We start from the raw sequence: 19,508 nt of genomic DNA, 5'->3' as shown, positions 1-19,508 counted from the left end.
GGAGGACGTAAGATGTATGAGACCACCTATCACAGAGCCTCCTCGGTCGACGAGGCGGTGAATCTGATCAGGGCCGCCGCGGAGGGCAAGTATCTCTCCGGCGGCATGACCCTCATTCCGACGATGAAGCAGCGGCTCGCCGCGCCGAGCGACCTCGTCGATCTCCGGCACATCGCCGAGATGAAGGGCATCACCGTCGACGTCGGGTCGGTGAGGATCGGCGCGGCGACGACGCACGAGGAGGTCGCGACCTCCTCTCCGCTCGCCGCTGTCTGTCCGGCCATTTGCGCACTTGCCAGCCACATCGGCGACCCCCATGTCCGCCACATGGGAACGATCGGCGGCTCCATCGCCAACAACGATCCGGCTGCGGACTATCCGGCCGCGATGCTGGCGCTCGATGCGGTGATCGTCACCGACAGGCGCGAGGTCAAGGCAGACGACTTCTTCATCGGCCTCTTCGAGACGGCCCTGGAAGACGGCGAGATCGTAACCGCCATCCGGTTCGAAGCGCCGGCGAAGGCGGCCTATCAGAAGTTTCCAAATCCGGCGTCGCGCTATGCGATGGCCGGCGTCTTCGTTGCCCGCCGCGACGATGGCGGCGTGCGCGTTGCCGTGACCGGAGCCGGGGCGAACGGCGTCTTCCGCCATCGGAGCCTGGAGGCGGCGCTTGCTGCCACCTGGTCGCCGGCTGCGGTCGCCAATGTCACCGTGGACGATTCGGACCTGCTCTCCGACATCCATGCAAGCGCTGCCTATCGCGCCAATCTCGTCAAGGTGATGGCGAGACGAGCCGTAGCGGCTGCTTAACGGGGACCGCAATTTCGCTCGTTCGAATCGCGAAGGTGACTCATTCGGAAAGGAGGAGCGGGGATGCGGACGGAGAACCTCGAACAGCTTTCCTCATCCTCTCCGAGGGCAAACTTTGGTATCGGAAAAGGGCGGCCGTGGCCGTCCTTTTCCGCAACTGCTTGACTTCGATCAAAGTTCGGGGGAATGAGTTGCGGTAACCACTTTTGGAACAGTTCAAAACTGGCTCCGCGCCGGCGGCCTGATTACGTTGGAAAGATTTGAAAATGTGTCGGCATTTTCGGTCCCGTTTCCGGCTTGCCAGGCACGATACGCGCCGGGCAGAATGACTGAAGCTCCTGGCCGAGAGGCCTTTTGCCGCAGTCCGCGCGGTTGGAGCCTGTCCGGGGTTGACCCCCTGATCGCTTTGAAGAAAGAAAGGCGGCAGGGCACTGGAGATGATGATGGATTTCGAGAGTTTCTTCAAAAGCGAGCTGGACGGGCTTCATCAGGAAGGCCGCTACCGGGTTTTCGCCGATCTCGCCCGCCATCGGGGAAATTTCCCCAAGGCGACGCGCTACACGGCCGAAGGCGCCCAGGAAGTAACCGTCTGGTGCTCGAACGACTATCTCGGCATGGGGCAGTGTCCCATCGTCACGGGAGCGATGAAGAAGGCGATCGACGAATGCGGCGCCGGCGCCGGCGGCACCCGCAACATCTCCGGCACCAACCATTACCATGTGCTGCTCGAGCGCGAACTCGCCGACTTGCACGGCAAGGAATCGGCGCTGCTCTTCACCTCGGGCTACGTTTCCAACTGGGCGGCCCTCGGCACGCTCTGTTCCAAGATTCCCGGCGTTATCGTTTTTTCGGATGCCGGCAACCACGCTTCGATGATCGAGGGCATCCGCCATTCGAAATGCGAGCGCGTCATCTTCAAGCACAATTCGGTGGCGGACCTTGATGCGAAGCTTGCAGCCGCCGACCCGCGCGCGCCGAAGATCATCGCCTTCGAATCCGTCTATTCGATGGATGGCGACATCGCGCCGATCAAGGAATTCTGCGACCTCGCCGACAAATACGGCGCCATGACCTATCTGGACGAGGTGCATGCGGTCGGCATGTACGGTCCGCGCGGCGGCGGCATTGCGGAGCGCGAGGGGCTGATGCACCGGCTGACCGTCATCGAAGGCACGCTGGGCAAGGCATTCGGCGTCATGGGCGGCTACATCACCGGCTCGGCGGCGCTCTGCGACTTCATCCGCTCCTTTGCGTCCGGTTTCATCTTCACGACGGCACTGCCGCCGGCGCTCGCTGCGGGTGCTCTCGCGTCCATCCGCCACTTGAAGGAAAGCCAGGTCGAACGTTTCGCGCATCAGGAGCGCGTGCGCCGGCTTCGTTCGCTGCTCGACCAGCGCGGTATTCCGCATATGGTCAATCCGAGCCATATCGTGCCGGTCATCGTCGGCGACGCCGCCAAGTGCAAATGGATCTCCGACCTGCTCCTCGACAATTTCGGCATCTACGTCCAGCCGATCAACTATCCGACGGTGCCGAAGAAGACCGAGCGCCTGCGCATCACGCCGACGCCCATGCATTCGGATGCCGACATAGACCATCTGGTCGGCGCGCTGCATTCGCTCTGGTCGCGCTGTGCGCTGGCAAGAGCGGTCGCGTAAGTCCGGCGAGCCAAAGGCTGGAGGCTGCTCTCCTCAGGCTTACCCGGCGACCAGCCCTCTCCCCGTTCTGACCGGACGTAGAGAGGAGCGCCTCGGCGCGAGCCTCTGCTTCGTAGCGGCTGTGCGAAGCAAGGCGTCGCACCTGTCGCTCCGTCTGCGGCGGCAGGTCGGATGAAGAGGCAGACTGTTTTGACGACGTCCGGCTACCGGATCATCTCAGCCGCCGCCCGCCGGGCTCTTTCATCCGCTGCGAAGACGTCGTCCATGCTCGTTGCGGCCGGGAGGCCGGCAAGTGCGTCCATCACCTTTTCGACGATTTCCGCCATGGCGAGGAAGCCGATTCGGCCTTTGATGAAGGCTTCGAGGGCGGTCTCCTTGGCGCCGTTCAGGACCGCGCCCTGGACGCCGCCTTCCTTCATTGCCCGGCGCGCGAGCCTGATCGCCGGAAAGCGGACCTCGTCCGGCGCCTCGAAATCGAGACGGGCAAGCCTGGCGAAGTCGAGGCGCTCGACCGGAAGGTCGCAGCGTTTCGGGTAGGACAGGGCGTAGCCGATTGCGGTGCGCATGTCGGGGCAGCCGAGCTGCGCGAGGACGGAGCCGTCCGTGTAGCCGACCATCGAATGGATCACCGACTGCGGATGGACGATGACCTCGATCTGCTCCGGCTTCAGGCGGAAGAGGTGGCGTGCCTCGATCATCTCGAGCGCCTTGTTGAACATCGACGCGCTGTCGATCGAGATCTTGAGGCCCATCGACCAGTTCGGATGGGCGCGGGCCGCATCCGCGGTCACGAGCCGCATTTCCTCAAGAGTCCTGGTGCGGAAGGGGCCGCCGGAGGCGGTGAGCACTATGCGTTCCACGGCATGGCGCTGATCGTTTTCCAGCACCTGAAAGATTGCATTGTGTTCGCTGTCGACGGGCAGCAGCCGGCCGCCGCCCTCGGCCACCGTGTCGATGAAAAGGCTGCCGGCGGAAACGAGGCATTCCTTATTGGCGAGCGCGATGTCGGCGCCGCGACGGGCAGCCGCCAGCGTGGGGCCGAGGCCGGCATTGCCGACGATCGCCGCCATGACCCAGCCGGCATCCCGCTTGGCCGCCTCGATGAGCCCGCTTCGTCCGGCGGCGACCTCGATGCCGCTGCCGCTCAGCGCGTCCTTGAGCTCACCATAGCGATGTTCGTCGGCGGTTACCGCGAGCTCGGCGCCGATGCGGCGCGCCTGCTCGGCCAGCAGCGGTATATTGCCGTTGCCGGTCAGGGCGGCGATCTCGAAACGATCGCGTCCGCCGAGCCGCTCGATCACGTCGAGCGTGCTGGTTCCGATCGATCCGGTGGAGCCCAATATCGTCAGACGGCGCTTCAAGTCATCGCCGGATGCCATTGCCAAATCCCGTATTCTTCTCGTTTTAACGATTTAACTAAGGCTCTACAGCTGAAAGCTGCCGGCAACAAGGGCGCACGGACGTTGTCTTTGAGCGCGGCCTGTCCGCCGCCGAGGCGGGCCGCGAGCGCAAGCCCGCCGTTTTTCCCTCGCATCCTGTGCCGCGCCTCTTAAAATGCTCTGGCTGCGGGGGATTCGCCTGCCCGCCGAGGAGTTCGCAAATGTTGAAAGCGCTGACCGCCCTTGCCTGCGCCTGCGTGCTGACCGAACTCGCCTCGCTGCAGACGGTCGCCGCCGAAAAGGTGCCGGGGGAGCTCGTCGGTTCGTGGCTTGCCGAGGACATTGGGGGCCGGGGCGTCATCGACGATCTTCAAACCACGCTCGAGATTCGCGAAGACGGGACCTATGGCGGCATGGCCGGCTGCAATCGTTTCACCGGAGCGTTCAGCCTCTCGGATACGGCGATCACCTTCGGACCGGCCGCCGCAACCCGCAAGATGTGCGTGCCGGCCGTCATGGATCAGGAGCGGAAGTTCTTCGAAGTGCTGAAAGCCGAACTTTCCTGGCGAATAGAAGGATCCAAGCTCGTTCTCGGCGGGCGGAACGGGAAGAGCTTGTTGCAGCTGGCCTCGATGCAGCCGCCGGACCGCAGTCACCATGTGCGGGACTCTGACGGCGTCGAGAAAGATTGGTGATCCCGGCGCGATTCGAACGCGCGACCCCCAGATTAGGAATCTGGTGCTCTATCCTGCTGAGCTACGGGACCATCGGAATAGACCCATACAAAAGCGCGGCTCTTTCGCCAAGTGTTTTTCGTCACAGCAGCCGATTTGCGGGCCCTCCCGAGGGTGGGGGCTAGCGTCCCGGATGCGGTGGATGCTAAGCAAGGCCCGCGAGCGCCGGAGGAGAGGCTGCCCGCGTTCCTCGCCAACGATCTTCATCTCAAAGACGAGATACATGTTCATCGGAATCGACTGGGGCGGCACGAAAATGGAGGTCATCGCGCTCGATCGCGATGGCGAAACGCGTGCCAGGCATCGTGTCCCGACACCCACCAGCGGCTATGAGGATTGCATCCGCGCCGTCGTGGATCTCGTCGCCTCGGCCGAAAGCACGGCGGGCGAGCGCGGTTCGGTCGGCATCGGCATTCCCGGCAGTCCCAATCCGCGAACCGGAATCGTGCGCAATTCCAATGCGGTGCTCATCAACGGCAAGCCGCTCGGGCGGGATCTTGCGGCGGCGCTCGGACGCGAGGTGCGCCTGGCCAACGACGCCAATTGCCTGGCGGTCTCCGAAGCCGTCGACGGGGCGGGCAAGGATGCGGGCGTCGTCTTCGGCGTGATCGTGGGTACGGGCCATGGCGGGGGGCTGGCGATCGGCAAGAAGGTTCACGCCGGCTATCAGGGCGTCGCCGCCGAGATCGGCCATTATCCGCTGCCCTGGATGACGAAGGACGAATATCCGGGGCACCGCTGCTGGTGCGGCAAGCTCGGTTGCCTCGACATGTATGCCTGCGGCACCGGACTGGAACTCGACTACCGTATGACTACCGGGGCGGACCGGCGCGGGCGGGATATCATCGAGGCGAAGCGCGCGGGCGATCCGGTGGCTATCGGTGTCTATGAGCGGTTCGTCGACCGGCTGGCCCGCAGTCTCGCGCTGTTGACGAACATCGTCGATCCCGACGTATTCGTGCTCGGCGGAGGCATGTCCAATGTCGACGAGATTTACGGCGAGTTGCCGGCGTTGATCACCAAATATCTCTTCGGCGACAGTTTCGAGACGCCGATTCGCAAGGCGGTGCACGGTGACAGTTCCGGCGTGCGCGGCGCCGCATGGCTCTGGAAGGATTAATCGGCCAAACGGGGGAATTTTCGCCCGGATCGCGCATCCCACTCGTCCAGTTCGACTACTGACCAAGCGGAGGCACCATGAACATAGACAACGATCTGCGCCGGATTGCGCTGCAGGAGCAGCAATTGCAGTTCGAGCGCTTCGATCTCGATACGGCCTGGGAGCTCGGAGCAACGCTTCGCCGCATGGCCGCGGAACGCAAGCTCGGCTGCGTGATCGACGTCACGCTCTTTTCCATGCAGGTCTTCTATGCCGCGCTGGAAGGGGCGACGCCGGACAATCCGAACTGGGTGCGCCGCAAGCGCAATACGGTGTTCCGCCTGTTCAAGAGCAGTTACGCCACGGGGCTCGGCCTTCTCAAGCAGCAGACGAATTTGCAGGCGAAGCTCGGTCTGCCGGATGCGGAGTTCGCCGCCCATGGCGGCAGCTTCCCGATCGTCGTCAAGGGAACGGGCTGCATCGGCGCGGTCACGGTCTCCGGCCTGCCGCAGCGTGAGGACCACAATCTCGTGGTCGAGGCGCTGGCGGAACTTCTCGGCGCGGATCACGGCGCGCTGAAGCTGGAAAGCTGACGGAAAGCGCATGGGCATGGATATTCATCTCCAGGCGGACGAACTCGCAGCTTGGCTGACGGATGCCGCCTTGCCGCTCTGGCGGCAGAACGGCTTCGACGGGGAGGGCGGCGGCTTCGCCGAAACGATCGACATGAAGGGCGAACCGACGCGCGCCGATCGCCGCTCCCGCGTGCAGCCCCGGCAGGTCTACTGTTTCGCCGCGGCGGGCCGGCGCGGCTGGGATGGAGACTGGCGCACAGCCGCCGAAGGCGGCCTGCTCTATTTCGATCGTGTCTACGGACGGCCGGGCGGCTTTTACGGGGCGCTGGCGAATGCCGACGGCAAGCTGATCGATGCTTCTTTCGATCTCTACAACCAGGCCTTCGCCTTGCTTGCCTTCGCCCATATGGCGGAAGCCCTGCCGGAGCGTAGAGCCGAGATGGCGCGGCGCAGCGACAATCTCAGGCGACGGCTCAAGGCTCATTGCAAGCATCCGCTCGCCGGCTTCGAGGAGGATAACCCGCCGCGCCTGCCGCTCGGCTCCAATCCGCATATGCACCTCTTGGAGGCCTGTCTTGCGAGCGAGGAGGTGGAGGGATTCGACCGCGTCGCCTGGGCCAGACTTGCCGACGAGATCGTGGATCTGGCGATGCACCGGTTCATCGACGCCGAAAGCGGGGCGCTGCGCGAATTCTTCGACCACGACTGGGCGCCCTTCCCCGGCGAGAAGGGCCGTATCATCGAGCCGGGGCACCATTTCGAATGGGCGTGGCTCCTCCTGCGCTGGGCGGAACGGCGCGGCAATGCGCAGGCGATCGTCAAGGCGCGGCGGCTTTTCGAAATCGGCGAGATATATGGAACATGCCCCGAGCGGGACGTGGTCGTCATGACGCTCCTCGATGATTTCTCGGTTGCCGATCCGACGGCGCGACTTTGGCCGCAGACGGAGTGGCTGAAGGCATCGATCCGCTTTGCAGCTCTGACGGAAGGTGCGGAGCGAGAGCGTTATCTGGCTTCGGCTGCGCGCGCCGCAACCGCCCTGCAGCACTTCCTGGATGTGCCTGTCCGCGGCCTCTGGCGCGACAAGCAGAAGGCGGATGGCAGCTTCGTCGAAGAGCCTGCGCCGGCAAGCACCTTCTATCATATTCTTTGCGCGATCTATGAATTGGAGGATTGCCTGAAGCGGATGTGACGGGCGGAAAACCGCACACACTTTTCCTCGTCCCGCTCTAACCTTTCAAGCGACGCACTTCCGGACGGAGATCCGTTGCAGACTTTCCTGCAAGTGCACTATCGGCCCGCCGCGCCCGCGGCGGGCTATTTTATTGCCCGATTTTCAATTGTGACCGGCACGTATGTTGACATAAAGATATCTTTATGTGAGTAAATCGATAATTCCTTGTCGTTTTCAGAACGGGAGATCTCCCATGTCCGCCGCCGACGCCCTCTTTGGACACGTCTCGCCCAAGCCGGATGGTTCGGAAATCTTCCGCCAGCTTGCCCAAGCCGCGGCCAAACGCATCCTCATCATGGATGGCGCCATGGGAACGGAGATTCAGCAGCTCGGTTTCGGGGAGGACCATTTCCGCGGCGAACGCTTCGGTGGCTGCGCCTGCCACCAGCAGGGCAACAACGACCTCCTGACGCTCACTCAGCCGAAGGCGATCGAGGACATTCACTATCACTATGCCATAGCCGGCGCCGATATCCTCGAAACCAACACCTTCTCCTCGACGCGGATCGCTCAGGCCGATTACGGCATGGAGGATACGGTCTACGATCTCAATCGAGACGGCGCGCGGCTGGCGCGGCGGGCGGCGAAGCGCGCCGAGGCGGAGGACGGCCGGCGGCGCTTCGTGGCCGGCGCGCTCGGTCCAACCAATCGCACCGCGTCGATCTCGCCGGACGTCAACAATCCCGGCTATCGCGCCGTCAGCTTCGACGATCTGAGGCTCGCCTATGCCGAGCAGGTGCGGGGCCTCATCGACGGCGGTGCCGACATCATCCTGATCGAGACGATCTTCGATACGCTGAACGCCAAGGCGGCGATCTTCGCGACCCAGGAAATCTTTGCCGAAAAGGGCATCCGGCTGCCGGTGATGATCTCCGGAACGATCACCGATCTCTCCGGCCGCACCCTCTCCGGCCAGACGCCGACCGCCTTCTGGTACTCGGTGCGCCATGCGGAGCCGTTTACGATCGGGCTCAACTGCGCGCTCGGCGCCAATGCGATGCGCGCCCATATCGACGAGCTTTCGGCGGTCGCCGACACGCTCGTCTGCGCCTATCCGAATGCTGGCCTGCCGAATGAGTTCGGCCGCTATGACGAAAGCCCCGAGCAGATGGCGGCGCAGGTCGAGGGCTTTGCCCGCGACGGTCTCGTCAATATCGTCGGCGGCTGCTGCGGTTCCACGCCGGCCCATATCCGCGCCATCGCCGAAGCGGTTGCCAAATATCCCCCGCGCCGGGTACCCGTGATCGAGCGCCGCATGCGGCTTTCCGGCCTCGAACCCTTCACGCTTACCGACGAGATTCCTTTCGTCAATGTCGGAGAACGCACCAATGTCACCGGCTCGGCGAAGTTCCGCAAGCTGATCACGGCCGGGGACTACACCGCCGCACTCGATGTGGCGCGCGATCAGGTGGCGAACGGCGCGCAGATCATCGACGTCAACATGGACGAAGGCCTGATCGATTCGAAACAGGTGATGATCGAATTTCTGAACCTGGTCGCCTCCGAGCCGGATATCGCCCGCGTACCGGTGATGATCGATTCGTCCAAATGGGAGGTGATCGAAGCCGGGCTCAGATGCGTCCAGGGCAAGGCGCTGGTGAACTCCATTTCGCTCAAGGAAGGCGAGGAGGCGTTCCTGCACCACGCGCGCCTCGTCCGCGCCTATGGGGCCGCCGTCGTGGTGATGGCGTTCGACGAGACGGGCCAGGCCGATACCAAGACCCGCAAGGTGGAAATCTGCCGGCGGGCCTATCGGCTGCTGACGGAAGAGGTCGGCTTCCCCCCCGAGGACATCATCTTCGACCCGAATATCTTCGCTGTCGCAACCGGCATCGATGAGCACAACAATTACGGCGTGGACTTCATCGAGGCGGCGCGCGAGATCATCGCGGCACTGCCGCATGTCCATGTCTCCGGCGGCGTCTCGAACCTCTCCTTCTCCTTCCGCGGCAACGAACCGGTGCGCGAGGCGATGCATGCCATCTTTCTTTATCACGCGATTCAAGCCGGCATGGACATGGGCATCGTGAACGCCGGACAGCTCGCCGTCTATGACGCGATAGACCCGGAACTGCGCGAGGCCTGCGAAGACGTGGTGCTCAACCGCCGGGCCGATTCGACGGAACGCCTCCTGGAGATCGCCGAGCGCTATCGCGGGAAGGGTGGGAGCCAGGGCAAGGAGAAGGACCTTGCCTGGCGCGAGTGGCCGGTCGAGAAGCGGCTCGAGCATGCGCTCGTCAACGGTATAACCGAATTCATCGAAGAGGATACGCAAGAAGCGCGGCTTGCCGCCGAGCGGCCGCTGCATGTCATCGAAGGGCCACTCATGGCCGGGATGAACGTCGTCGGCGACCTTTTCGGCTCGGGCAAGATGTTCCTGCCGCAGGTGGTCAAGTCCGCGCGGGTGATGAAGCAGGCCGTTGCCGTGCTGCTCCCGTATATGGAGGCGGAGAAGCGTGCCAATGGCGGCGGCGAGGAGCGCGAGAGTGCCGGCAAGATTCTGATGGCGACGGTCAAGGGCGACGTGCACGACATCGGCAAGAACATCGTTGGGGTCGTGCTCGCCTGCAACAATTACGAGATCATAGACCTCGGTGTCATGGTGCCCTCGTCTAAGATCCTCGAAGTGGCGCGCGAACAAAAGGTCGACATCATCGGCCTTTCCGGCCTGATCACGCCCTCGCTCGACGAGATGGCACATGTCGCTTCCGAGCTGGAACGGGAGGGCTTCGACGTCCCGCTGCTGATCGGCGGGGCGACGACCAGCCGCGTCCACACGGCGGTGAAGATCAACCCGCGTTACAACCTCGGTCAGGCGGTCTATGTCACCGACGCCAGCCGGGCGGTCGGCGTCGTGTCGAGCCTGCTCTCGCCGGAGGTCCGCGAGCCTTACAAGGAAACGGTCCGCGCGGAATATCTGAAGGTCGCCGACGTGCATGCCCGCAACGAAGCCGAGAAGCGCCGTCTGCCGCTTTTGCAGGCGCGGGCGAACGCACTCAGGATCGACTGGGATGCCCACCAGCCGAAAGCGCCGACTTTCCTCGGCACGCGTGTGTTCGAGGGCTGGGACCTCGCCGAACTTGCCCGCTATATCGACTGGACGCCGTTCTTCCAGACCTGGGAGTTGAAGGGGGTGTTCCCGAAGATCCTCGATGACGAACGCCAGGGAGCTGCCGCTCGCCAGCTCTTCGAGGATGCGCAGGCGATGGTCGAAAAGATCGTGGCAGAGGCATGGTTCGCCCCGAGGGCCGTGGTCGGCTTCTGGCCGGCGGCCAGTGTGGGCGACGACATCCGCCTCTTTACCGACGAGGCGCGCGAAGCCGAGCTCGCGACCTTCTTCACGCTCCGCCAGCAAATGGCGAAGCGCGACGGCCGGCCGAATGTGGCCCTTGCCGACTTCGTCGCTCCCGCAGCGAGCGGCAAGCAGGACTATGTGGGCGGTTTCGTGGTGACGGCCGGCATCGAGGAGGTCGCGATCGCCGAGCGCTTCGAGCGGGCGAACGACGATTATTCCTCGATCATGGTCAAAGCGCTCGCCGACCGCTTCGCCGAGGCCTTTGCCGAGCGCATGCACGAATATGTCCGTAAGGAGCTCTGGGGCTATGCTCCGGACGAAGCCTTCACGCCGCAGGAGCTGATTGCAGAGCCTTATGCGGGTATCCGGCCTGCGCCCGGTTACCCGGCGCAGCCCGACCATACGGAGAAGGAGACGCTTTTCCGCCTTCTGAATGCGGAAGCCGCCATCGGCGTCAAGCTAACCGAGAGCTATGCGATGTGGCCGGGCTCGTCGGTATCGGGCCTCTATATCGGCCACCCCGATTCCTATTACTTCGGTGTGGCAAAGGTCGAGCGCGATCAGGTGGAGGATTATGCCGAGCGCAAGCGGATGAGCGTCCGCGAGGTCGAGCGCTGGCTTTCGCCCATCCTCAATTACATTCCGATGCCGGAGACGGAAGCGGCGGAGTAGGCCGAAAAAGGACGCGTTTGCTGTCGCTCGGCCCTCGTCCGCCTGCCGCCGCGAGCTCTCCGTCCACCGGGAGAAGGCCACTCAGAGCGTGTGCCGATTTGCCGCCAGGATCATCTCGGCGGCCTTTTCCGCGATCATGATCGTCGGCGAATTGGTGTTGCCGGAGGTGATCGTCGGCATGATCGAGGCATCGGCGATGCGCAGGCCGGCGATGCCGCGCAGCCGCAACTCGGGATCTACGACGCTATCCGGGTCGCTGCCCATGCGGCAGGTGCCCACGGGGTGGAAAATCGTCGTGCCGATGTCGCCTGCCGCGCGTTTCAGCTCCTCATCCGTCTCATAGTCCGGGCCGGGCTTGAACTCGACAGGCCTGTAACGGGCGAATGCGGGCTGCGCGACGATGCGGCGGGTGAGCCGGATCGACTTCACGGCCACATCCCGGTCGGCCTCGGCTGTCAGATAGCGCGGACGGATGTCAGGCGCCGCTGCGAAATCGGGGCCTTTCAGATGTACCGACCCGCGGCTCTCCGGCCTCAGATTGCAGACGCTCGCGGTGACGGCGGGGAAGGGGTGCACCGGTTCGCCGAACTTCTCGAGCGTCACCGGCTGGACATGATACTGCAGGTCCGGCGTTTCCTTCTCCGGGCCTGAGCGCGTGAAGATGCCGAGCTGGCTGGGCGCCATGGCCATAGGGCCGGAGCGGCGGACGAGATATTCGAGGCCGATCGCAGCCTTGCCGAAAAGCGAACTCGCTTTTTCATTGAGCGTCGGAACGCCGGTCACCCTGTAGGCGAGGCGCAATTGCAGGTGGTCCTGCAGGTTTTCGCCGACTGCCGGCAATTCGTGGCGGACTTCGATACCGTTTTCACGGAGCACCTCGGGTCGGCCGATTCCGGAGAGTTCGAGGATATGCGGCGAGCCGATCGCTCCGGCCGAAAGAACTGTTTCGCGGCGCGCCCGGGCGCTCTTCACGATGCCGTCATGCTGGAACTCCACGCCGGCGACGCGGCCGTCCTCGATAATGAGCCGGCGGACATGGGCTTTCGTCAGGATCGTAAGGTTGCGCCGATTTCTGGCAGGCTTCAGAAAGGCCTTGGCCGTATTCCAGCGGATGCCGGACCGCTGGTTGACATCGAAATAGCCGGAGCCCTCGTTGTTTCCGCGGTTGAAGTCGTCGGTCTCCGGAATACCCGCCTCGGTCGCGGCCTTTTGGAACGCATCGAGCACTGCCCATCGGACGCGCGCCTTTTCGACCCGCCATTCGCCGCTTGCGCCGTGCATGTCGTCGGCGCCGCGGTAATGGTCCTCGGATTTCCTGAAGAAGGGCAGCACGTCGTTCCAGCTCCAGCCGGGGCAGCCGAGCTGGCGCCAGAGGTCGTAGTCTCGCGCCTGCCCGCGCATGTAGATCATGCCGTTGATCGAAGAGCAGCCGCCCAGCACCTTGCCGCGCGGATAACCGAGAGACCGGCCGTTGAGGCCCTCCTCCGCTGCGGTCGTGAAGCACCAGTCGGTGCGGGGATTGTTGATGCAGTAAAGATAGCCGACCGGAATATGGATCCAGTGATAATTGTCGCTGCCGCCGGCCTCGAGCAGCAGCACGCGGCGATCGGGACTTTCCGACAGGCGGTTTGCGAGCACGCAGCCGGCGCTGCCCGCTCCGACGATGATGTAATCGAACGTGTCCATTGGTCTTCTCTATGTCGGGCCCGACGTGGTTCGGACGGATGCATGGTCAATGCTTGTGTCGATGCTCGAAACCGAGCCTGCGGCCGAGCCGGGAGTTGTAGAACTCGCCGACGATACCGCGGCGGAACACAAGCACGCAGACCATGAAGACGATGCCGGTGATGATCGTGACCGGAAATTCCGACGTCGCCAGATAGTTCTGCAGCGTCACGACCAGGCCCGCGCCGAACAGCGGCCCGATCAGCGTTCCGATGCCGCCGAGAAGCGTCATCAGGATGACCTCGCCGGACATCTGCCAGCTGACGTCGGTCAGCGTCGCGAACTGGAAGACGAGCGCCTTCAGACCGCCGGCAAGCCCGGTAAGCGCCGCTGACATCACGAAGGCTGCGAGCTTGTAGTTCCTGACCGAGTAGCCGAGGGAGATCGCCCGCGTCTCGTTTTCGCGGATCGACTTCAGGATCATGCCGAAGGGCGAATTGATGATCCGCCAGATCGCGGCGATGCCGAGAACGAAGACGGCGAGCACGAAGTAATACATGTTCGTCGGCCGTGAGAGATCGATGAACCCCAGAAGGTGGCCGCGGGGCACCGACTGGATGCCGTCCTCGCCATGGGTGAACCCGGCCTGCAGGCAGAAGAAATAGAACATCTGGGCCAGCGCAAGCGTGATCATGGCGAAATAGATGCCCTGCCGCCGGATGGCGAAGAAGCCGACGACCGCACCGAGCAGCGCTGCGCCGAAGACGCCGATGAGGATGCCCAGTTCGGGCGGCACGCCCCATTCCTTGACGGCATGGGCGGTGAAATAGGCCGCTCCCCCGAAGAAGGCGGCATGGCCGAAGGAGAGCAGCCCCGTATAGCCGAGCAGGAGATTGAAGGCGCAGGCAAAGAGCGCGAAGCATAGAAGCTTCATGAGGAAGACGGGGTAGAAGAACAGGGGCGCGAGCAGCAGGCAGGCGAGGCCGACGCCGAGAAACACCGTCTGAACGATGGCGGGCGAGCGTTCCTTTTGCTTTGCAAGTTCGAGTGTCAGCGTCATATCAAGCATCCCGGCCGAAAAGGCCTGCCGGTCTCAGCAGGAGAACGATGGCCATGATCACGAAGATCACGATGTTGGAGGCTTCCGGGTAGAAGACCTTTGTCAGCCCCTCGGCGACGCCCAGCAGATAGCCGGTGACGATGGCGCCCATGATCGAGCCCATACCGCCGACGACGACCACCGCGAAGACGACGATGATGATGTTGGAGCCCATCAGCGGCGAGACCTGGTAGATCGGCGCCGCCAGGACCCCGGCAAGTGCAGCGAGCGCCGCCCCGAGGCCGTAGGTCAGCGTCAGCAGGAAGGGCACGTTGATGCCGAAGGATTGCACCAGGACCGGATTCTCGGTGGCGGCGCGCAGATAGGAGCCGAGTTTGGTCTTCTCGATCACGAGCCAGGTGCCGAGGCAGATCACGAGCGAAAAGACGATGACCCAGCCGCGATAGATCGGCAGGAACATGAAGCCGAGATTGGCACCGCCCGTCAGCAGCCCCGGCGTCGCATAGGGCTGGCCGGAGGCGCCATAGAGATAGCGGAACGTACCTTCGACGGTGAGCGCCAGGCCGAAGGTGAAGAGGAGTCCGTATAGCGGATCGAGCGAATAGAGCCGTCTCAGCATCGTGCGTTCGATGGCGGCGCCGACGAGGCCGACGAGAACCGGCGCGAGAAGGAGCGCCGGCCAGTAGCCGATGCCGAAATAGGAAAGCAGCAGCCAGGCGACGAATGCGCCGAGCATGTACTGCGCGCCATGGGCGAAATTGATAACGCGCAAGAGCCCGAAGATGATGGCGAGGCCGAGGCTCAGGAGTGCGTAGAAGGAGCCGTTGATGAGCCCGATCAGGAGCTGCCCGAGGAAGGCCTGGAGCGGAATTCCGAAAATCATCGTCATGGCCTACACTCCGAGCACGTCATGCAGCATGTCCATGCGCCCGGAAAGTTCCGAAACCGGAAATTCGCCGGCCACACGTCCATGGTCCATCAGGTAGAAGCGGTCCGCGACCTTGCTCGCGAAACGGAAGTTCTGTTCCACCAGGAGAACGGTCATGCCGCGCTCCTTGAGCTTCTTCAGCACCTCGCCGATGCGCTGGACGATCACCGGCGCAAGCCCCTCGGTCGGCTCGTCGAGCAGCATCATCCGGACTCCCGTCCGCAGGATGCGGGCGATCGCCAGCATCTGCTGTTCGCCGCCGGAGAGCTTGGTTCCGGTGCTGTTGCGGCGCTCGTGGAGATTGGGAAACAGCTCGAAAATCTCGTCGATCGTCATGCCGCCCTTCGCGACGGCCGGCGGCAGCAAGAGGTTTTCGTAGACGGAAAGCGTCGAGAAGATACCGCGCTCCTCCGGTACGAATCCGAGGCCGCGATGGGCGACACGGTGGAGGGGCACGCGCATCAAGTCTTCGCCGGCGAGGCGGATTTCGCCTCTGCGCTCGCGCACTATGCCCATGATCGCGCGCAGGGTCGTCGTCTTGCCGACGCCGTTGCGGCCGAGCAGCGTCACCATTTCGCCTTCGGCGACGGTCATATCGACGCCGTGCAGGACGTGGCTTTCGCCGTACCAGGCGTTGAGCCCGGCCACCTTGAGAAGCGGTTTCATCTCAGGTCTCCTCCGTGCCCATATAGGCGGTGCGTACGCGCGGATCCTCAGAGACGGTCGAATAGTCTCCCTCCGCGAGGATCTCGCCGCGCTGCAGGACGGTGACGTGATGGCAGAGCGTCGCGACGACGGAGAGATTGTGTTCGACCATCAGCACGGCGCGCTCGCGCGCCACTTCACGGATGATCTCGGCGACCATGCCGACGTCCTCGTGCCCCATGCCGGCCATCGGTTCGTCGAGCAGCAGCACCTTGGGTTCGAGCGCCAGCGTCGTTGCGATCTCGAGCACGCGTTTGCGGCCGTAGGAAAGGTCCGCGGCGACGGCGTTCGCCTCCTTGTCGAGGCCGACGGAACGGATCAGCCGCTCGGCCTTGCCGTTAAGCGCGTCGAGCGCCGAAAGTGGTTTCCAGAACTGCCTCGCAAGGCGGTTCGGCCGCTGCAGCGCGACGCGGACATTGTCGAGCACGGTGAGGTGCGGGAACACCGCCGAGATCTGGAACGAACGCACGAGCCCCATGCGGGCGACTTTGTCGGGCGCGGTCCTGGTGATGTCTTCGCCGAGCAGGGTGATCGTGCCATGGGTCGGCTGCAGGAACTTCGTCAAGAGATTGAACACGGTGGTCTTGCCGGCCCCGTTCGGGCCGATCAGCGCATGCACGCGGGCATGATGGACATCGAGGTTGACATCGTTGACGGCCGTGAAGCCGCCGAAGTCGCGGCGGAGCCCGCGGGCGGACAGTACCACCCGCGGCGCTCCATTCTCCAAAGGCATGGCGGCGGTCATCGTCTTGCCGGTCAGGACTTTACGAGCTCGCAGCCGCTCTGGGCCGGGTCCATAAAGGCTTCCTGACCGGGAATGGTCGCGAGAACCTTGAAGTAGTCCCAGGGCTCTTTGCTCTCGTCCGGCTTCTTGACCTCGAGCAGATACATGTCGTGGATCATCCGCCCGTTCGGCGCGACTGTTCCGTTTCTTGCGAAGACGTCGTCGACCGGGAGAGCATGCAGTTCCTTGGCGACGGCCTCGGTCTCGTCGGTGCCGGCCTTCTCGATCGCTTTGAGATATTGCAGCACGGCAGAATAGGTCCCGGCATGAACCATATTCGGCATCTTGCCGGTGCGCTCCATGAAGCGCTTGCCGAATTTCGCGCTCTCCTCGTCCCGGTTCCAGTAGAAGCCCTCGGTGAGCGTCAATCCTTGCGCTGCGTCGAGCCCGAGACCGTGGACCTCGGCCAGCGTGAAGAGCAGGGCCGCCAGACGCTGACCGCCCTGGACGATTCCGAACTCGGCCGCCTGCTTGATGGCGTTCGAGGTGTCGAGACCCGCATTGGCAAGGCCGATCACCTTGGCCCCCGAGGACTGGGCCTGCAGCAGGAAGGAGGAGAAGTCGGTGGTGGCGAGCGGATGGCGGACGGCTCCGACGACGGTGCCGCCGTTCTCCTTGACGTAGTTGCCGGTGTTTTCCTCGAGCGAATAGCCGAAGGCATAGTCGGCGGTCAGAAAGAACCAGCTGTCGCCGCCCTGCTTGACCAGCGCGCCGCCGGTGCCGACCGCGAGCGAGTGCGTGTCGTAGGCCCAGTGGAAGCCATAGGGGCTGCATTGCTTACCGGTGAGCTCGGTGGTTGCCGCTCCGGTAACGATGTCGATCTTCTTCTTCTCCTTCGAGATCGCCTGCACGGCGAGCGCAACGGAAGAGGTGGTCAGCTCCATGATGCTGTCGACCTGCTCGGTATCGTACCATTGCCGTGCGATGTTGGAGGCGATATCGGGCTTGTTCTGATGGTCGGCCGTCACCACCTCGACCGGGACGCCGAGCACCTTGCCGCCGAAATCTTCGACGGCCATCAATGCTGCCTCGTAGGAGGACTTGCCGCCGAAATCGGCATAGACGCCGGACTGGTCGTTGAGGATGCCGATCTTGACCTTGCCGTCGGATGCGTCGGCAAAGGCGGCGGTGCTGCCGGCGAGCACCATTGCGAGCGTGGCGATCAGTCTCTTGTGCATTTGTCCTCCTCCCAGAGTTCTATGTTCTAAACGGCGATGCGAAGCTGCTGTGCGGAAACACATAGTACTCGGCCGTGTCCTTTCGAGGTCTCGGCCGTCTCTCCGTATCGCTCTGTTCAAATTTGGCCAGACATGCTCCTCAAATGTCGGCTTCGATGTTTACCATCCAGAAAATTCTGCTTGGAAGCAAGTCGGTCGACCCGTAAATTGCAAACAGCATCTGTTCATTTTTGAACAGAAGGGGAGGGATATGAATTTCACCTGGGACGACCTGCAGTTTTTCCTGGCCGTCGCGCGAACGGGCCAGCTCTCGACCGCGGCGCGGCGCCTGCGGACGAGCCACGCGACCGTCTCGCGTCGCATCGACCGGCTGGAATTCGCACTCAAGGTCAAGCTCTTCGAGCGCAATCCCCGCGGCTACGTGCTGACGACCATGGGCCAACGCTTCGTGGAAACGGCCGAGCGCATGGAGCGGGAAACGGAGCAGCTGCAGCTCGATATCAGCGACGGCATGACGGCGCAGCGCGGCGTCGTGCGGCTGAGCATGCTCGAGGGCTTCGGCAATTTCTTCCTTGCGGACCGTCTTGCGGATTTCGCCGGCCGCTATCCGAACATCTCGCTCGAACTGGTGGCGATCCAGCAGATCATGTCGCTCTCGCGCAAGGAGGCCGATCTCGCCGTCGCGCTCGCTGCGCCGAAAGCCGGTTCCTACCATGCGGAGGTGCTGACACCTTATACGCTGCATGTCTATGGATCACGCAGCTATCTTGCGAGCCACCCGCAGATACGCACCCGTAACGACCTCACCTCGCACCGGTTCGTCGGCTACATCGAAGACATGATCTTCACGCCGGGGCTCGACTATCTCGGCGAAATACAGCCGGGGCTGCGCGCCCACTTCCAGAGCTCGAGCATCCTTACGCAGCTGAAAGCGGTGCGCCAGGGATTGGGACTCTGCGTGCTTCCGCATTTCATGGCGCGCAATGAGACCGATCTCGAGATCGTGCTGCCGGAAGAGATCGAGCTGAAGCGGACCTATTGGCTGATCTGCCACCGCGATCTGATCGCGATGCCCCGGGTGAGGGCCGTGCGTGACTTCCTGGTGGATGCCGCCAACGAAAACCGGAGCTGTTTCCTGCGGGAAACGCCGTTCGCATTGGCCGGTCCGACGAGGCCCTTGAACGGCGCCAGGCCGTTAACCATATAGGCCTCATCCCCGAAAGAGCGGAAAGCGCGTGATTTGGACCCGTGATAGTAGAGTTTGGGCTCGGTATTTCGCGTTATCTGGAAACATTCCTTTCGAATCAATGGCTTGCGATTTTCTGACATTTTTTTGAAAATCGCTGTTGACGTGTCGGAGGGAGGGGGTCTATAAGCCCGATCACTGACGAGGGCGGCGGCGCTGCTGGCGACGATGACCTTCGCTCTAGAGTTTCCAAGATTGGCGGATGCTGATTTTCGGGGCTGGGACTTACGGGTTTTGGTCTTGCTGGAACGTTGACGGGAAGGTTTCTCGTCTGTTTTTTGACAATTGAAGATAGAGAAAGAGAAACGTGGGCGGCGGAGCTTGCGGGACCTGAAGAGATTTGGGTTCTTGAAAGAGACTTTGGCGGTCACGTTTTGACAAGAGACTAACACTTCGTTTTGGCTTCGATGCCTTTCGTCGATCCTTGGATCGCCGGGACCGAAGCCGGCCATGCGGCGCGCTGTGAAGCGTGTGGGATGGTTTAAG

Annotated in this window: 14 protein-coding genes, 1 tRNA gene and 1 pseudogene; 8 read left to right on the top strand and 8 right to left on the bottom strand. The window is 63.2% G+C overall.

All coding sequences use genetic code 11. The features are described from left to right. Positions 1 to 12: 12 nt before the first annotated feature. On the top strand, positions 13 to 810 hold the full coding sequence (locus tag SINAR_RS0125460; protein ID WP_028001693.1) for an FAD binding domain-containing protein: 798 nt from the start codon (positions 13 to 15) through the stop codon (positions 808 to 810). 443 nt (positions 811 to 1,253) lie between these two features. Further along, positions 1,254 to 2,468 (top strand): 5-aminolevulinate synthase, encoded by a 1,215-nt coding sequence (gene hemA / locus SINAR_RS0125455; RefSeq protein WP_028001692.1) that lies wholly within the window; start codon positions 1,254 to 1,256, stop codon positions 2,466 to 2,468. A 203-nt stretch (positions 2,469 to 2,671) separates the two neighbouring features. Here hemA and dxr read toward each other — a convergent pair whose 3' ends face one another. Then, positions 2,672 to 3,847 (bottom strand): 1-deoxy-D-xylulose-5-phosphate reductoisomerase, encoded by a 1,176-nt coding sequence (gene dxr, locus SINAR_RS0125450; RefSeq protein ID WP_028001691.1) that lies wholly within the window; start codon positions 3,845 to 3,847, stop codon positions 2,672 to 2,674. A gap of 221 nt (positions 3,848 to 4,068) precedes the next feature. Between dxr and SINAR_RS1000000134740 the strand changes: the two are divergent. Then, positions 4,069 to 4,485, top strand: a pseudogene (locus tag SINAR_RS1000000134740) (META domain-containing protein); the annotation flags it as partial. Positions 4,486 to 4,536: 51 nt separating this feature from the next. Here SINAR_RS1000000134740 and SINAR_RS0125440 read toward each other — a convergent pair. Then, positions 4,537 to 4,613 (bottom strand) — tRNA-Arg (locus SINAR_RS0125440). A 191-nt stretch (positions 4,614 to 4,804) separates the two neighbouring features. On the opposite strand from SINAR_RS0125440, the gene SINAR_RS0125435 reads away from it, so the two are divergent. From SINAR_RS0125435 to metH, 4 genes are all read left to right on the top strand, one after another. Next, positions 4,805 to 5,701: an ROK family protein gene (locus tag SINAR_RS0125435; RefSeq protein WP_028001690.1), complete on the top strand. Its 897-nt coding sequence runs from the start codon at positions 4,805 to 4,807 to the stop codon at positions 5,699 to 5,701. 77 nt (positions 5,702 to 5,778) lie between these two features. Continuing rightward, on the top strand, positions 5,779 to 6,273 hold the full coding sequence (locus SINAR_RS0125430) for a heme-degrading domain-containing protein (protein ID WP_028001689.1): 495 nt from the start codon (positions 5,779 to 5,781) through the stop codon (positions 6,271 to 6,273). 10 nt (positions 6,274 to 6,283) lie between these two features. Beyond that, the gene (gene pmi, locus SINAR_RS0125425; RefSeq protein ID WP_084617639.1) at positions 6,284 to 7,447 is read left to right on the top strand and encodes a mannose-6-phosphate isomerase Pmi; all 1,164 of its coding nucleotides are present in this window, start codon (positions 6,284 to 6,286) and stop codon (positions 7,445 to 7,447) included. A gap of 235 nt (positions 7,448 to 7,682) precedes the next feature. Further along, positions 7,683 to 11,456, top strand: a complete 3,774-nt coding sequence (metH, locus tag SINAR_RS0125420) for a methionine synthase (protein WP_028001687.1) — start codon at positions 7,683 to 7,685, stop codon at positions 11,454 to 11,456. 81 nt (positions 11,457 to 11,537) lie between these two features. On the opposite strand, the gene SINAR_RS0125415 is transcribed toward metH, so the two are convergent. Genes SINAR_RS0125415 through SINAR_RS0125390 form a run of 6 tightly spaced genes read right to left on the bottom strand, consistent with a single transcriptional unit; the run spans position 11,538 to position 17,776 of the window. Further along, entirely contained in the window at positions 11,538 to 13,142 is a 1,605-nt protein-coding gene (locus tag SINAR_RS0125415; RefSeq protein ID WP_028001686.1) for a GMC family oxidoreductase, read from the bottom strand. Positions 13,143 to 13,188: 46 nt separating this feature from the next. Then, on the bottom strand, positions 13,189 to 14,190 hold the full coding sequence (locus tag SINAR_RS0125410) for a branched-chain amino acid ABC transporter permease (RefSeq protein WP_028001685.1): 1,002 nt from the start codon (positions 14,188 to 14,190) through the stop codon (positions 13,189 to 13,191). Further along, positions 14,183 to 15,070: a branched-chain amino acid ABC transporter permease gene (locus SINAR_RS0125405; RefSeq protein ID WP_028001684.1), complete on the bottom strand. Its 888-nt coding sequence runs from the start codon at positions 15,068 to 15,070 to the stop codon at positions 14,183 to 14,185. The genes SINAR_RS0125410 and SINAR_RS0125405 overlap by 8 nt, the downstream gene beginning before the upstream one ends. Before the next feature lie 3 nt (positions 15,071 to 15,073). Continuing rightward, positions 15,074 to 15,775 (bottom strand): ABC transporter ATP-binding protein, encoded by a 702-nt coding sequence (locus SINAR_RS0125400; RefSeq protein ID WP_028001683.1) that lies wholly within the window; start codon positions 15,773 to 15,775, stop codon positions 15,074 to 15,076. A gap of 1 nt (position 15,776) precedes the next feature. Further along, a complete protein-coding gene (locus SINAR_RS0125395) occupies positions 15,777 to 16,559 on the bottom strand; it encodes an ABC transporter ATP-binding protein (protein ID WP_028001682.1) in 783 nt (260 codons plus the stop codon). A gap of 11 nt (positions 16,560 to 16,570) precedes the next feature. Then, complete coding sequence (locus SINAR_RS0125390; protein ID WP_028001681.1) at positions 16,571 to 17,776, bottom strand: beta-hydroxybutyrate-binding protein; 1,206 nt, start codon at positions 17,774 to 17,776, stop codon at positions 16,571 to 16,573. Positions 17,777 to 18,026: 250 nt separating this feature from the next. Here SINAR_RS0125390 and SINAR_RS0125380 point away from each other — a divergent pair, with 250 nt between their 5' ends. Beyond that, the gene (locus SINAR_RS0125380; protein WP_028001680.1) at positions 18,027 to 18,983 is read left to right on the top strand and encodes a LysR family transcriptional regulator; all 957 of its coding nucleotides are present in this window, start codon (positions 18,027 to 18,029) and stop codon (positions 18,981 to 18,983) included. The last annotated feature ends 525 nt before the right edge of the window (positions 18,984 to 19,508 follow it).

This window comes from Sinorhizobium arboris LMG 14919, from assembly GCF_000427465.1.
GTDB classification, from domain to species: Bacteria; Pseudomonadota; Alphaproteobacteria; order Rhizobiales; family Rhizobiaceae; genus Sinorhizobium; species Sinorhizobium arboris.
The sequence above is the reverse complement of the archived record's forward strand: the minus strand, read 5'-3'. Positions and strand labels throughout refer to the sequence as shown.